General features: G+C 35.2%; 12 protein-coding genes. 9 read left to right on the top strand and 3 right to left on the bottom strand.

Annotated features, from left to right (window positions below):
- Window positions 1-193 precede the first annotated feature (193 nt).
- The 9 genes from ES765_RS14090 (at window position 194) to ES765_RS14055 (ending at window position 12,877) form a co-directional block, all read left to right on the top strand.
- On the top strand, window positions 194-1,378 hold the full coding sequence (locus ES765_RS14090) for a DUF4105 domain-containing protein (RefSeq protein ID WP_138114958.1): 1,185 nt from the start codon (window positions 194-196) through the stop codon (window positions 1,376-1,378).
- 17 nt (window positions 1,379-1,395) lie between these two features.
- On the top strand, window positions 1,396-3,267 hold the full coding sequence (locus ES765_RS14085; protein ID WP_138114957.1) for an ABC-F family ATP-binding cassette domain-containing protein: 1,872 nt from the start codon (window positions 1,396-1,398) through the stop codon (window positions 3,265-3,267).
- A 599-nt stretch (window positions 3,268-3,866) separates the two neighbouring features.
- On the top strand, window positions 3,867-4,304 hold the full coding sequence (locus ES765_RS14080) for a hypothetical protein (protein ID WP_138114956.1): 438 nt from the start codon (window positions 3,867-3,869) through the stop codon (window positions 4,302-4,304).
- Between the two features lie 30 nt (window positions 4,305-4,334).
- The gene (locus ES765_RS21780) at window positions 4,335-4,481 is read left to right on the top strand and encodes a hypothetical protein (RefSeq protein ID WP_171017308.1); all 147 of its coding nucleotides are present in this window, start codon (window positions 4,335-4,337) and stop codon (window positions 4,479-4,481) included.
- A gap of 154 nt (window positions 4,482-4,635) precedes the next feature.
- On the top strand, window positions 4,636-5,211 hold the full coding sequence (locus tag ES765_RS14075) for a cob(I)yrinic acid a,c-diamide adenosyltransferase (RefSeq protein WP_138114955.1): 576 nt from the start codon (window positions 4,636-4,638) through the stop codon (window positions 5,209-5,211).
- Between the two features lie 136 nt (window positions 5,212-5,347).
- Window positions 5,348-5,572 carry a DUF2795 domain-containing protein gene (locus tag ES765_RS14070; RefSeq protein WP_027064442.1) on the top strand — a complete coding sequence of 75 codons (225 nt, stop codon included), beginning with the start codon at window positions 5,348-5,350 and terminating at the stop codon, window positions 5,570-5,572.
- A gap of 219 nt (window positions 5,573-5,791) precedes the next feature.
- Complete coding sequence (gene secA / locus ES765_RS14065) at window positions 5,792-9,154, top strand: preprotein translocase subunit SecA (RefSeq protein WP_138114954.1); 3,363 nt, start codon at window positions 5,792-5,794, stop codon at window positions 9,152-9,154.
- 800 nt (window positions 9,155-9,954) lie between these two features.
- Complete coding sequence (locus ES765_RS14060) at window positions 9,955-11,175, top strand: sensor histidine kinase (RefSeq protein ID WP_138114953.1); 1,221 nt, start codon at window positions 9,955-9,957, stop codon at window positions 11,173-11,175.
- A gap of 112 nt (window positions 11,176-11,287) precedes the next feature.
- Window positions 11,288-12,877, top strand: coding sequence for an amidohydrolase family protein (locus ES765_RS14055; RefSeq protein ID WP_138114952.1), 1,590 nt, complete (start codon window positions 11,288-11,290; stop codon window positions 12,875-12,877).
- A 166-nt stretch (window positions 12,878-13,043) separates the two neighbouring features.
- Here ES765_RS14055 and ES765_RS14050 read toward each other — a convergent pair whose 3' ends face one another.
- The 3 genes from ES765_RS14050 to ES765_RS14040 form a co-directional block, all read right to left on the bottom strand.
- Entirely contained in the window at window positions 13,044-13,301 is a 258-nt protein-coding gene (locus ES765_RS14050; RefSeq protein WP_138114951.1) for a hypothetical protein, read from the bottom strand.
- Window positions 13,302-13,813: 512 nt separating this feature from the next.
- The gene (locus tag ES765_RS14045; RefSeq protein WP_138114950.1) at window positions 13,814-15,163 is read right to left on the bottom strand and encodes a DEAD/DEAH box helicase; all 1,350 of its coding nucleotides are present in this window, start codon (window positions 15,161-15,163) and stop codon (window positions 13,814-13,816) included.
- Window positions 15,164-15,318: 155 nt separating this feature from the next.
- Window positions 15,319-15,474 (bottom strand): PLDc N-terminal domain-containing protein, encoded by a 156-nt coding sequence (locus tag ES765_RS14040; protein ID WP_249356456.1) that lies wholly within the window; start codon window positions 15,472-15,474, stop codon window positions 15,319-15,321.
- Between the last annotated feature and the right edge of the window lie 237 nt (window positions 15,475-15,711).

The raw sequence follows: 15,711 nt of genomic DNA, 5'->3' as shown, positions 1-15,711 counted from the left end.
AGAATTTTCCCATACTTTATCGGCCATAAAAATAACATAATTCTATTGGTTCTTTGTTCTAAACCAAGAAAGTAAAATTAGTTTTGAAATGGAGAAGTTGATAACTTCTTACACTACCGGGAAATTATAGAACCTTTTAGGATTAAATCTGTTATTATTCGCATCTTTGCAGCTGCTTTCAGTACGCAAAAGTATGTTCAAAAAAATCATTTTTTCTTTATTACTATTCCTAGCTGCGATTTTGGGTCATTCCCAAGGTGCGGAACTATCTCCATTATCGAAAATAAGCGTATTGACTGTTGGAACTGGTGAAGATTTAGCTGCCAAATTTGGACATAGTGCGATTAGATTACAAGACCCTACTTTGGGAATTGATGAAGTGTATGGGTATGGAACGTATGATTTTGAAGACCCTAACTTCTACCTCAATTTCGTTCGTGGTAAATTGGCTTACACCATTTCTAGGATGCCATTTAAATACTTCGATAAGTCATATCAAAAGGATAAACGATGGATTAGAGAACAAGTATTAGATTTAGACGTAGAACAGCGCACTAAAATTGTCGCTTTTTTGGAGCACAACTTGCTGCCAGAAAATAAAAGATATAAATACGATTTCTTATTTGATAATTGTGCTACCAGAATACCTATGGTCTTTGAAAAGACTTTAGGGAGTACATTTAAATTCGATTACGATTACCTAGAAAATCGATCTACGTTTCGGGAGTTAATCCGTTTGAAACTAAACCCTAACACTTGGTCTAATTTCGGAATTGACTTAGCACTGGGCTCAGTAATTGACCGAAAGGCTACACCTTATGAGCATTTGTTTTTACCTATTTATGTGTACCAACAAATGCAGCATACAACCCTAAATGACAAACAAATAGTTAAACAAGAATCTGTTTTATTGGATATTCCAGAACAAGACGATAATTCACTTTTTATTTTGACACCCGCCTTTTGGCTTGGTCTTCTTTTGACTCTTGTCATTTGGATTACCTTAGCAGATTATAAAAACAAACGACGAACCAAATGTCTAGATTTTTCGTTATTTATGCTCACAGGCTTATCAGGAATTTTAATCATATTCCTTTGGATTGGTACAGACCACTTGGCCACGAAATTGAATTATAATGCCTTATGGGCTTTTGCTCCAAATGCATTTATTGGATTTCTACTTATGAAAAGAGAAATGCCAAAATGGATAAGCATTTATTTGGCGCTGCTTCTCGTTTTATTATTCATTACCTGTTTGCTTTGGATATTAAAAATTCAAGTATTTTCTATACTGTTGATATTCATCATACTTGCTTTAGCAGTACGTTACCTATTTCTGTTGTATCATTTTAAAAATGTGAATCAACGTAAAAAATAAAAATCAAGATACCTTACATGAATCTACTTACCGTTGAAAATATTTCTAAATCCTATGGCGAATTGGTGCTTTTTGAAAACCTCTCTTTTGGGATCAACAAAAACCAAAAAATTGCCTTGATCGCTAAAAACGGTACCGGAAAAACGTCCATCCTTAATATTCTTTCGGGCGCTGATACTCCGGATACCGGACAAGTGAACTACCGTAAATCTACACGTGTTTCCTTTTTGGCGCAAGAACCAGTAATGGACCCTAATTTAACGGTCGAAGAAACGATTTTCGCCTCTGATAATGAAGTCTTACAGGTACTTTTAAATTATGAAAAAGCGTTGCTAAACCCGGAAGACGCTGATGCATATCAGAAAGCATTTGATGCTATGGATCGTTTTGAGGCTTGGGATTTTGAAACTCAATACAAGCAGATTTTATCAAAGCTAAAACTTGATGATTTACACGCCAAAGTGGATAAACTTTCTGGTGGACAAAAAAAGCGTTTGGCTTTGGCCAATGCACTGATTAATAAGCCTGATTTATTGGTGTTGGATGAGCCTACCAACCACTTAGATTTAGAAATGATCGAGTGGTTAGAAGAATTTTTTGCAAAAGAAAACATGACCCTTTTTATGGTCACGCATGATCGTTATTTTCTTGAACGTGTTTGTAATGAAATTATAGAACTAGAGAACGGTAAACTATATCCTTATAAAGGAAATTACTCTTACTATTTAGAGAAAAGGGAAGCCCGTATCGAACAAGAATCCGTAGAGCAACATAAAACAGAATTACTTTTTAAAAAGGAATTGGATTGGATGAGAAGGCAACCTAAGGCCCGTACAACCAAATCTAAGTCTAGAATAGATGATTTCACTACTATTAAAGAAAAGGCAAGTCAGCGAAGAAATGACCATCAAGTTCAATTAGAACTTAATATGGAGCGTGTAGGGAGTAAAATTCTAGAGCTCCACAAAATATCAAAATCCTATCCAGGTAAACCTATTCTAGATAAGTTTGAATACGTTTTCCAAAAAGGGGAACGTATTGGTATTATAGGTAAAAATGGAACAGGGAAATCGACTTTTCTAAATATTCTTTCCGGCCAAGATGAACCAGATGGTGGTAAAGTAGTCGTAGGCGATACTATTAAATTCGGCTATTATACACAAAAGGGAATCAAAATAAAAGAAGGCCAAAAAGTTATTGATGTCATTCGTGAATTCGGGGACTACATTCCTTTGATGAAAGGTAAACAGATATCGGCACAACAACTTCTAGAACGCTTTCTTTTCGATAGAAAAAAGCAATACGATTTCGTAGATAAACTGAGTGGTGGTGAACGTAAGCGTCTTTATTTATGTACCATACTAATTCAAAATCCTAATTTTTTAATATTAGATGAGCCTACCAATGATTTGGATATTGTAACGCTCAATGTATTAGAAAGTTTCTTGATGGATTTTCAAGGGTGTCTTTTGGTTGTTTCTCACGATCGTTACTTTATGGATAAAATTGTAGATCACTTATTTGTATTTAGAGGCGATGCGGTTGTTGAGGATTTTCCTGGGAACTATTCAGATTTTAGAGCCTATGAAGACAGCCAAATTCTAGAAAAAAGGGAACAAAAAGAGATTCAAACCTCGACAAAAACGAATTGGAAGGAACCTGATAATACTCCTAAAGTATCATACGCAGAACAGCAAGAATTCAAGAAACTGGAACGAGAAATCCAAAAATTGGAAAAACAGAAAGTCGTACTTCAAGGTAAGTTTACCGATGGCTCCTTATCCGGTGATGATATCAACGCACTATCCATTGAATTAAAAGAAGTAAATAGAACAATCGAGGGTAAGACAGAACGTTGGTTCGAGTTATCGGCACTTATGGAAAGCTAGGATTTTATAAAAACCAAATACGCATTTATCAGTAAGTACAATACTTCTGATAAATTATAGGTGGGCCAATTCTAACTTCTAACTAAGGTGAAATACCGCTCATCCATACATGACAAACAACATAGGTTTCTCCCGCTACTTAAGCGTTATAAACCTATGTTATGACATCAACAATCGTAGCAACTGCTCCCCTTTTTATTTTTTTTTGATCATGCCCAAGGTACAAGCACTGATGCTTTTTTAGTCCTAAAAAACACAACGATTGAGTCGATTCAAACAAACATCACTAAAACAATCTCTAACTAAAGGAAAAACAGAAATTACTAGATTATAAAAAAATACAAAGGCAAGTAAAGCGTTGATATTGACTGCCAAAACAAACTAACCTAAACTTGTATAGGTATAGAGTTAAAGCACTCTTTAATATTTAAGATTACTAATTTTATCCTTAATAATCAACTCCAGCATCACATTATATATCATGTTTCAATTTTAAGTTGCATCACAATTCTTACTTTTGAAAGAAAACGAATAAGTAACTAGTGTTTCGATTTATATCCTTTATTAAATTTTGTTTTTCAGCCACCAACCAACATGGAGTGCACTCACCATTCGTATATGACTATGTGACAAAATGCCTCTATAAAAAAAATAAGTTAAGATTACCTATCACCGAAAAAGTACTCATCAAAAGCATTTCTTATTTTGATTATAAGACAGTACGATTACTCGTTAACAATGAGGATATCGCACAAAAAATCAAAACAAATTGCCCAACGGTTTCATTGATTAACAACAACTCTGATGTGATTTTTGGGAATATAAATGACCTTCAGTCGAGTGACCTAGAGATTCATAAACTAAAAAGCATCACAATGTTAGTAGTAGATGGCATTCATAAGAACAAGAACACCCTAGAACGTTGGGAGCGACTAAAAGAGCTAGACTGTGTACGTGTCACTGTAGACATATTTTATTGTGGTGTTGTTTTCTTCAGAAAAGAACAGGTCAAAGAACATTTTAAAATTCGGATATAAACCAGTAATTTTAAGCCAAATCAATGTATAATGAATAATACTATTTATATAATTCTTGGTGTCGTATTTGCCCTTTATTTGGTGGTTACCATTACGAACAGGAATAAATCTAAAACGCGAAAATCAAAAACATTTATGAGTGATTATGAACGTAAGGATAAGAGAGAAAAAGAATAGGTTGATGGTTGATTACTTCGACTGCGCTCAGCACAAAGATTGATAGTGAAAAACTAAATTAAAATTGATTGCTATCTATTTTAAATATCAATAAAATCGAATCTTTTAATAGTATGCTTACTAATACATCATCACAAAAACGTTTATTAAAAAAATGAAGATATACACGAAGACAGGAGATGATGGTACCACGGGGCTTTTCGGTGGCACACGTGTCCCAAAGTATCATAGCCGAATTGAAAGTTATGGTACGGTAGATGAGTTAAACTCTTGGTTAGGCCTCATAAGAGACCAAGAAATTGACCCAAATAGCAAACAACAATTAATAAAGATTCAGAAAAGTCTATTTACCGTTGGAGCAATTTTAGCGACAGACCCACAAAAGGCGGTATTGAAAAATGGTGAACAGCGCTTAAAGATTCCTAAGATAGGGTCAGAAGAACTGCAATTTTTAGAGATTGCTATAGACGAAATGGATAGTCAATTACCTCAAATGACTCATTTTATTCTTCCCGGTGGTCACACGACCGTGTCATATTGTCATATTGCACGAACCGTTTGCAGAAGAGCAGAACGATTGTCAACTTTATTATTTGAAGACGAAGCTTTTGATGCGGCTGTGCTTTCTTACTTAAATAGACTTTCAGATTATCTCTTTGTATTGGCACGAAAATTGTCCAAGGATATACAGGCAGATGAAATAAAATGGATTCCTGAAAAAAAGGACTAATAAATGCCTAATTTATTCGTTATCAATTAATCAATGCAAAAAATAATTAGATAAAAAATTGAATTTTTGCTATAATTTCTTGGCTATCTCAATTTAAAAATTACTTTTGCAAAAATTTTAAAATCAAACAATTGCTATGTATTGGACATTAGAATTAGCATCGTATTTAAGTGATGCCCCTTGGCCGGCAAGTAAAGATGAGTTAATTGATTACTCCATCCGAACTGGAGCCCCGTTAGAAGTCGTAGAGAATTTACAATCTATGGAAGAAGAAGGTGGCGAGATTTATGAATCAATAGAAGAGATTTGGCCTGACTATCCAACGGAAGAAGACTACCTCTGGAACGAGGACGAATATTAATATTCGATATCATAATAACTACTAAAAAGTCTCCTCGGAGGCTTTTTTTTTATGTAATTTTGACAGGTTATTAGGTAAATCGGCTCAAAAACAAAGACTGGAATACCTTTTGCTATTTCACAACGTCGGCCATATTTGTCGACGCTATAATATTTTGAAAACTAACTTGGGTATTATTTTAGATACAAGGTGACTTTCAATTCTAATAGTTAAAAACATATGAGTTTCATAAATTCCATCCTAAAGGCATTCGTTGGTGACAAATCACAAAAAGATGTAAAGGAATTACAACCTTTAGTTGATCAGATAAAATCTTTTGAATCACAGATTGAAAGCCTAAGTCATGATGAACTTAGGCAAAAAACCATAGATTTCCGAAGAACCATACAAGATTCTTACAAAGAAAAATCTGACCAAATAAACACGTTAAAGCAAGAAGTAAAGAATTCAATAGATATTGATAAAAATGAGGATATCTATACTGAAATAGATAAACTGAAGGAAGAGGCTTATGCTATCTCAGAAGTAACCTTAAATGAATTACTACCCGAAGCTTTTGCCGTAGTTAAAGAAACTGCCAAGCGTTTCGCAAATAACGAAACGCTATCTGTTACCGCTTCCGAATATGACAGAACATTGTCAGGCACTAAGGACTATGTCACCTTAGATGGTGTTAATGCTATCTGGAAAAATTCTTGGGATGCAGCTGGTAAAGAAGTTACTTGGGATATGGTACATTATGATGTACAACTTATTGGAGGTATCGCATTACACCAAGGTAAAATTGCAGAAATGCATACGGGTGAAGGTAAAACCCTTGTTGCAACATTACCATTATACTTGAATGCTTTAAGTGGCAATGGTACACATCTAGTAACAGTAAACGATTATTTAGCAAAACGGGATAGTGCTTGGATGGCACCAATCTTTGAATTCCACGGACTTTCAGTAGATTGTATTGATCATCATAGACCAAATTCTGATGGTAGAAGAGCAGCATATAATGCAGATATCACCTACGGCACGAACAACGAATTTGGTTTTGACTACCTAAGGGATAACATGGCACATACGCCAAAAGATTTGGTACAGCGCCCACAGAATTATGCCATCGTAGATGAGGTGGATTCAGTTCTAGTTGATGATGCACGTACACCTTTAATTATCTCTGGGCCGGTACCAGAAGGTGATCGTCATGAATTTAATGAATTGAAACCTAAGGTTGGTGAAATCGTACAAAAACAACGTCAGCATTTAACTGGTATTTTGGCAGAAGCTAAAAAATTAATTACTGAAGGAGATACTAAAGAAGGTGGTTTCTTATTATTACGTGTTTTTAGAGGACTACCTAAAAACAAAGCGCTTATTAAGTTCTTGAGTGAAGAAGGTGTAAAGCAACTACTGCAAAAAACCGAGAATTTCTACATGCAAGATAATAATAGGGAAATGCCAAAGGTAGATGAAGACCTATTATTTGTAATCGATGAAAAGAACAACCAGATTGAATTGACAGATAAAGGCGTTGATTATATTTCTGGGGAAGGTAATAGAGACTTCTTTGTAATGCCAGATATCGGTGGAGAAATTGCGAAAATCGAAAATCAAAACCTTGAAATTGAAAAAGAGGCCGAACTTAAAGAGCAGCTTTTCAAAGACTTTACTATAAAAAGTGAACGTATACACACCATGAGCCAATTACTTAAGGCCTATACCCTTTTTGAAAAAGATACGGAATATGTGGTGATGGAAAATAAGGTAATGATTGTTGATGAACAGACTGGTCGTATTATGGATGGTCGAAGGTATTCCGACGGTTTACACCAAGCGATAGAAGCTAAAGAAAATGTAAAAATTGAGGCACTGACGCAAACTTTTGCCACGGTTACGTTACAGAATTACTTTAGAATGTATCGTAAATTGTCTGGTATGACAGGTACCGCAGTTACTGAAGCTGGAGAGTTTTGGGAAATCTACAAGTTGGATGTAATGGAAATTCCAACCAATAGACCTATTGCAAGAGATGACCGTAACGATTTGATTTACAAAACCAAGAGAGAGAAATATAATGCGATTATTGAGGAAGTTACCAAATTAAGTCATGCAGGTAGACCTGTATTGATTGGTACCACATCCGTTGAAATTTCTGAATTACTTTCTAAATTATTGAGCGTACGTAAAGTTCCTCATAATGTATTGAATGCAAAGCTTCATAAAAAGGAAGCAGATGTAGTTGCCGAAGCCGGTAATGCTGGCATTGTTACAATTGCTACAAACATGGCAGGTCGTGGTACGGATATTAAATTGTCTGAAGCTGTCATAAAATCGGGAGGTCTTGCCATTGTTGGTACAGAGCGCCATGATTCTAGACGTGTAGATAGACAATTACGTGGACGTTCTGGACGACAAGGAGACCCAGGAAGCTCTCAGTTCTATGTTTCTTTAGAAGATAACCTTATGCGTTTGTTTGGTTCTGACAGAGTCGCTAAGATGATGGATAAGATGGGCTTAGAAGATGGTGAGGTCATACAACATAGTATGATGACAAAATCTATTGAACGTGCCCAGAAAAAAGTAGAAGAAAATAACTTTGGTGTACGTAAGCGTCTATTGGAATATGATGATGTTATGAACGCCCAACGTGAAGTTGTCTACAAAAGAAGACGTCATGCTATACAAGGTGAACGTTTAAAACTAGACATTGCCAATATGGTCTATGACACCTGTGAAGTTATCGTTGATAGCAATAAGGCTGCCACTGATTATAAAAATTTTGAATTTGAACTAATCAAATATTTTTCCATAACATCCCCTGTAGAGGAAGCTGAATTTGGAAGCATGGGAGCTCAGGAAATTACCGGAAAAATTTATAAGGCAGCATACGAGTATTATAATGAAAAGATGGAACGCAATGCTTCATCTGCATTTCCTGTAATCAAAAAGGTACATGAAGATAATGCCAATAATTTTGAACGTATTGTGGTTCCATTTACAGATGGCATCAAAAGTTTAAATGTGGTCACCAATCTTCAAGAAGCCTATGACTCTAATGGCAAACAATTGATAATGGATTTCGAAAAGAATATATCATTGGCCATTATTGATGATTCGTGGAAAACACATTTACGTAAAATGGATGAATTGAAGCAATCGGTGCAATTGGCTGTTCATGAACAAAAAGATCCATTATTGATTTATAAGTTCGAAGCTTTTGAACTTTTTAAATCTATGATTGAAAAAGTGAATAAAGATGTGGTGTCTTTCTTATTTAAAGGAGAACTACCCTCAGAGAATACGAACGCTATACAAGAGGACAAAAACATACAACGTTCAAAAATAAATTTACAAACGTCTAAAGAGGAAATTCCTAATAGTGACGAATTAGCCTCGCGTAATAGAGCAGTAGGTCAAAATCAAGGACAGCGGCCTGCCGTTACCGAAACCATTACACGGGAACAACCTAAAATAGGTCGAAACGAACGAGTGACCATTAAAAATGTAATAAGTGGGGAAAGTAAAACTGTGAAATTTAAACAGGCAGAACCTCTTATTCAGAGTGGAACTTGGGTTTTAAATCAAGAATAACTTAAAATTATTTTTGAGTCGTCCTAAAGTAGGTTAATCTTTTTTAAAGAATTGATATTAAACCTGAGAAGCTGGCTTCTCAGGTTTTTGTTGTCTATTCAATTAAGTATTTCAATTGTTAGACTTAAATGTGGTCTTTTGTTATTACATGTATCGATTAATCCCTCGATGAGTTGTTTTAAGTCCCTCCCGTTATTGCTTTTATAAATTAGAAAGCCCCTTTCAATATACCCTTGATTTGTTCTGCTAATGCATTTTATTAGCAGTCATATCTATCTGTCATTGATGGTGTGATATTTCTTTGTCGCAGTTGTTTTTGATCTACTGCCTAACAAGACTGTACCCCCCTACCGTAATGATAGATCAGGTCTTCATTGGTCAATCTATTGTTATTCGCCATTTTCATTGCCTTTTTCTATTTGGGAAACAACTGCCAATTTAAAGCCCGAATTGCAATTAGGTAGAGTACGCTTATTTCCCGTAATCTTAAAATCTTTCATAAATAAGTCGATTTTATGTCAACGTATTTTAGGGCGGGACATATTCGTAAACACTAAACAATCGACCCATAGGGTAAAACTGCCAGCGGTAGAGATGGAGCCTCGTCCATTTTAATAGGTATTTAGAAAGAGAAAACGTTTAGCATCTAGAAAAGGAATCAATACTGGTGTTTAGACCGATCTTAAACCAAAAAAGAACGCAGTTGATAATAAAGATTACTTGAATATGATATAGTAAAACGAAAAAAACTAGTATAATGCTAAAAACATAATTAGATTTACAATAGATAAACAACACCTATGCCCGGATTTACCATTGACCAAGAGCGTCTACAGGATAAAACCAAACTTTTTTTAAGGGTAACTTATACCACAAGTATTTTCTCCATTCTATTTGGAGCATTTTGCTATTTTCTTTTAAGTATTACGGAGGTAATACCCTTTGCCCTTTTTGGCTTCGGAATTTTGAATATAATCAGCCTTCAGTATTTTAAGGTTCATAAAAATATTTTACCTACTTACAATTTTTCATCTATAATAGGGTTAATTGCCTCTTTTCTAGTGACGTTGTTTAGTGGTGGCATTCAAAGCCCTTTTATATTTATAATTCCACTTATTGCTTTTGGTGGGTTTATCAATAGTAGTAAATATGGTAAAATGTATCTCAACATAATAATCTTGCTTATATTAATAATATTCACTCAATCCATTCCTGAGTTAAAGGTTACGGAAAATGTGATACCCGAAAGTTCAAATCCTTTATTTAGTCTTATTTCGGTTTTATTCGCTGTTTTAATCTTAGGTAACACCTTTGGGAAAAGTTTATTAAAAACATACAATGCGCTCTATACTTCTAAAAAAGTAATGGCACTTCAAGTTCTTGAAAAAGAAAATTTATTAAAAGAGGTACACCACAGAGTAAAGAACAATCTACAGACAGTATCAAGCTTATTAAGCTTACAATCCCGAAATATTAACAACGGCCCAATGAAGGGTCTACTGAAAGGAACACAAAATAGGGTTATTGCAATGGCTATGGTTCATGAAATGCTTTATAAGCGTAATGACATGAGCTATATTGAATATAAATCATACGTACAAGATTTGAGTGCATACTTAATTCAATCTATAAAAGGTATCGATAACAATGTTGATTTAAAGATTGATATTCCAGAAATAAAATTAGGTATAGATACTGCTATTCCATTAGGCCTATTAATTAATGAAGCTTTAACCAATGCTTTGAAATATGGAATTGAAGGCGATGAAGAAGGAGAAATTCATATCATATTACACAAGGATAGTGAAAATAATAATTGCTATATTCTTGAGATTGGTGATAATGGGATAGGTTTTCCAGAAACCGTTAATTACAAAAACACTAAATCCTTAGGATTAAAATTAATCCATAATCTTACCCGTCAATTAAGAGGTACTATTGAACGGGATTCTTCTAAAAAAGGAACCAACTACATTATTAAATTTCATGAAATTAAGCAACAATTATCACCAGATGTTTAACCAAAGGAAGTTCTTAACTTTAAATTCACTTTAAGACAATAATGTCAGACTTGGCTAGTACCATTACTTGCAATCTATCTATATTTAAGGAACGAACTCAAACAACCACTTTATGTTAAGAAAAATAGTACTGACGACGGCAATTGTTTTAACCAGCTTGCTCACCATCAATGCACAATCACTTGAAGGCGATGGCCCACATTCTCAACTAATTATAAGGGGCGTCATGCTCATTAATGGAAATGGTGCTCCCCCACAAGGGCCTATTGACATTGTCGTTGAAAACAATATCATTAAAGATATAAAAGTAGTAGGCTATCCAGGGGTAGCAATCGATGACTCTAAACGACCACAACTAAAACCAGGAGGAAAGGAACTAGATTGCACAGGCATGTACCTGATGCCAGGTTTTATCGACATGCACACCCATATTGGTGGTGATGCACAAGGTGCTGACCCAGATTATGTTTTTAAATTATGGATGGCACACGGTGTAACGACGGTTCGAGAAGTTGCCGGTAGAGGTATCGATATTACACTAGATTTAAAACAAAAAAGTCAAAAAAATGAAATCATTGCCCCTCGTATTATCTCGTATACAGCTTTTGGGCAAACAAGTCAATCTTTTAACCCGTTAAACGATATTCCTATTTCTAATCCAGAACAAGCACGTGAATGGGTACGTGCCAATGCAAAAAAAGGTGCAGACGGTATTAAATTCTTTGGCGCTGAACCCACTATCATGGCAGCCGCTCTTGACGAGAATAAAAAATTAGGTCTTGGTTCTGCTTGCCACCACGCACAGATGAGTGTTGCTCGATGGAATGTACTTCATTCCGCACGAGCTGGCTTAACTTCAATGGAACATTGGTATGGCTTACCAGAAGCATTATTTGAGGATCGTACGGTACAGGATTTTCCCCTAGACTATAATTACCAAAACGAACAGGATCGATTTGAGCATGCCGGAAAATTATGGGCACAGGCAGCTGAGCCGTATTCTGAACATTGGAATAATGTTATGAACGAATTGTTGGAACTGGATTTCACCATGGACCCTACCTTTAATATTTATGAAGCAAGTAGAGATTTACAGCGGGCTCGACGTGCAGAGTGGCATGAAGATTATACGCTACCTTCCCTTTGGGAGTTTTATCAGCCAAGTAAAGTATCACATGGTTCTTACTGGCATGATTGGGGTACGGAGCAAGAGGTTGAATGGAAAAACAACTATAAACTTTGGATGACCTTTATCAATGAATATAAAAATAGAGGTGGACGTGTAACCACAGGGTCTGATTCTGGATTTATATTCCAATTATATGGTTTTGCGTATATACGAGAACTCGAATTAATGCGTGAGGCAGGTTTTCATCCGTTAGAAATTATTCAATCAGCAACCTTGAATGGGGCTGAAGCTTTAGGAATGGATGACAAACTAGGTTCTGTCACTATCGGGAAATTGGCAGACTTCGTAGTAGTAGAAGAAAATCCGCTTCAAAATTTAAAAGTATTATACGGTACTGGAGCAATTAAGCTTACCGAAGAGAATGAGGTGGTTCGTGTTGGTGGTGTAAAATATACCATCAAAGATGGTATCGTTTATGACGCAAAAGCCCTTTTAGCAGATGTAAAGCGTCAAGTAGATGAGGCCAAGGCAAAAAATAATTATAAAATTAGACAGCCTGGCATCAAGAATTAAAACTCCCTTTTGTTTACAGGCACTTTAATAGCACGAAGTTTCTTTTTGTTTTTTAAAGTAAAAGAAATAGCTGAAAGAACAAGTAGAGCAGATATTAAAAATGTAACTAACATCATAATTCAAATTTTAAAGGTGCTTCATTGCACCTTTTTTAATAGGGCAAAGATTATGCCAACTTACTGTAATTTGTTTTGGTAATGAAAGCTAATGCTCTATTCACTCTAGAATTTTTAGATTTATACAAACGTGCTACTGAGGTTTCAGTATTAATCGAAAACGTTTTCGTATCGTTAGTATTACTAAGGCCACTAACCATAACAATACCCATTTCAATAATGTCAACTTTATCATTTTGTTGTGGATTTTGCGCCAGTGCAATTGCGCTGGCAAAAAGGATTACCAATAAGGTGAATAGTGCTTTCATATCTAATCTTGAACAAGATAAAGATACCCTCAGCCTATCAACCGAGGCTATTGACCCGCTGAAATGCTTTAATTTTCGGTTACTGTAAAAATCATTGATGAAACATCAAAAAATATCGACAAATGGTTTTAGGGTACAAAACAACACACCGAATAGGTGTGCAGTTTATCGGTATTTCTCATTGACTAACCAAATAGCGTATGGTGAAAAATAAGATAAATCTGTAGGGTAATTAAAAGGTTTATTATGTGAAATAAGATACTACCACCATTACCCCGTTATGTATGTTGAGAGGATTATATTAAATAGCAGTGTCTGCACATGTGGTTTTTCGAAATACAATGAAGAAAAAATAACCGCCTGTCGAACAAATAGTTATTAAGATATATTTAATCTCCTTAAGGTTCTCGATACACTTGAACTGACATCCATTTATTAGTACTTTAAAATTTACAATGGGTTAAGCTTATTAGTATACGTTAATACGATTCTAAATAGTGAAGAAAGTAAGCTTATTTATTTTTTCGTTTTCCGAAATTTTTATCGCCACGGGTCTTTGGTTTAGAGTATTTCTTTTTGATAATACGTTTGTACGCTCCCCCTTGGTTCTCCTTCTTGTTTTTATCTGATTTTTCGTGAAAGCTAGCTCCACGCTCATCCTCATTAATATTTAATGGGTTCTCACGCTCCCTATGTTTAGGTTCCTCATCAAAAGTAAGCTTAGTTGCAATTGCTACATCTGCAGGTAAAGGCATTAGTTGGACTCCTTGACCCATTAAATTTTCAATAGCATCTTTATATTCATCTTCTGTAGGAGTAAATAATAAAAGGGAGGTTCCCTCCTTCTCTGCTCTACCAGTTCTACCGATACGGTGCATATAGTTCTCAGGATAAATTGGTGAATCAAAGTTGATGACATGTGAAATTTCCTGAAGGTCTAATCCACGTGCCATAACATCTGTAGTAACCAAAATACGGTTCTTGCCTTCATCAAATTGATTGATGGAACGCAACCTATAATTTTGAGTTTTATTCGAATGTATGATACAGATTTCTTCACTAAAAAATTCTGCTAGTTCTTTGAACAACAAATCTGCACTTCGCTTGCTAGATACAAAAACCAATACCTTGTGGTATTCTTCTTCCTTCTGTAATAAGCTCACCAACAGATTAACCTTCGTGTAGAAATTAGGTGTTGCATACCCTAACTGAGTAATATTATCTAGAGGTGTACCACTGACCGCAATAGATATTTTCTGCACTCCCACAAAAAAGTCGGAAATAAAGGCGTCGATATCATCTGTCATGGTGGCAGAAAACATGATGTTCTGTCTTTTATGTGGCAATAGTTCGAAGATATTGACCAACTGAAATCTAAAACCAAGGTCTAACATTACATCGACCTCATCAATGACCAACTTTTTTACGGATTTTAATTGAACTGCTTTGGTTAAAATCAAATCATACAATCGTGCCGGTGTAGCGACTAAAATATCGGTTCCAAGGGCCAAGGCATCTTTTTGCCGAAGCATACTCTTACCTCCATATACGCCCAATACTCGTATAGAAGCATATTTAGCCAGTTTTTCAGCTTCCTCTACAACTTGTACCACCAACTCACGCGTAGGCACCAAGATTATCACTTTCGGATGAATCTCTTTTGAAAACGATAGTGTATTTAAGATAGGTAACAAGTACGCAAAAGTTTTACCTGTACCCGTTTGAGCGATTCCAACCACATCACTACCGCTCATCACGACTGGAAAGGCTTGCTCCTGAATAGGTGTTGTTTGTTCAAAACCCAAATCAGCCAAGGCCTTCTCCAAGTTTTTGGAAATTTTTAAATCGGTAAACAAGGACATAAGTATGACTTTTGTATTAAAAATGCAAATCTATGCGGATTAGTTGACAATTCACGATAACTGAGACAATTATCGATTTTAACCTGATAGATTGACACTTTGAAACTCTATTAGCATTCAAAATCTCTTAGGTCAAATGTTAACTTGTCTAGAGTTTATATAACATTTCTAACAGACTTAATTCGTCTATTTTTTCCAGTAAAAAGGTAACGTAACGCACCTAAAAAAGGAAGGAAGAACACTATCAAAAACCACGTAGTTTTAGAATCATTTTTAAATTTATGTCGTAGAACATCCACTAAACAGTACATCCATAGGCCTAAAACAATCAGTAAAATCGTTTGCCAAGCCCATAGACCAAAAGAGAAGTCTGTGATATTATTTGCCATGGATGTATAGTATATAGTGTAATATCATACATTCTAAGTTCAAGTCATAAGTGCAACACGAATATTTAAAACAGATGGGGCTAGCCCCATCTGTTTTAGGCTCAATATTTATATTCGTTTTGATGAAACATTACAAACAATTGACCTTAGAGCAAAGGT

The organism is Maribacter sp. ACAM166 (genome assembly GCF_005771495.1).
Classification (GTDB): Bacteria; Bacteroidota; Bacteroidia; order Flavobacteriales; family Flavobacteriaceae; genus Maribacter.
The sequence above is the reverse complement of the archived record's forward strand: the minus strand, read 5'-3'. Positions and strand labels throughout refer to the sequence as shown.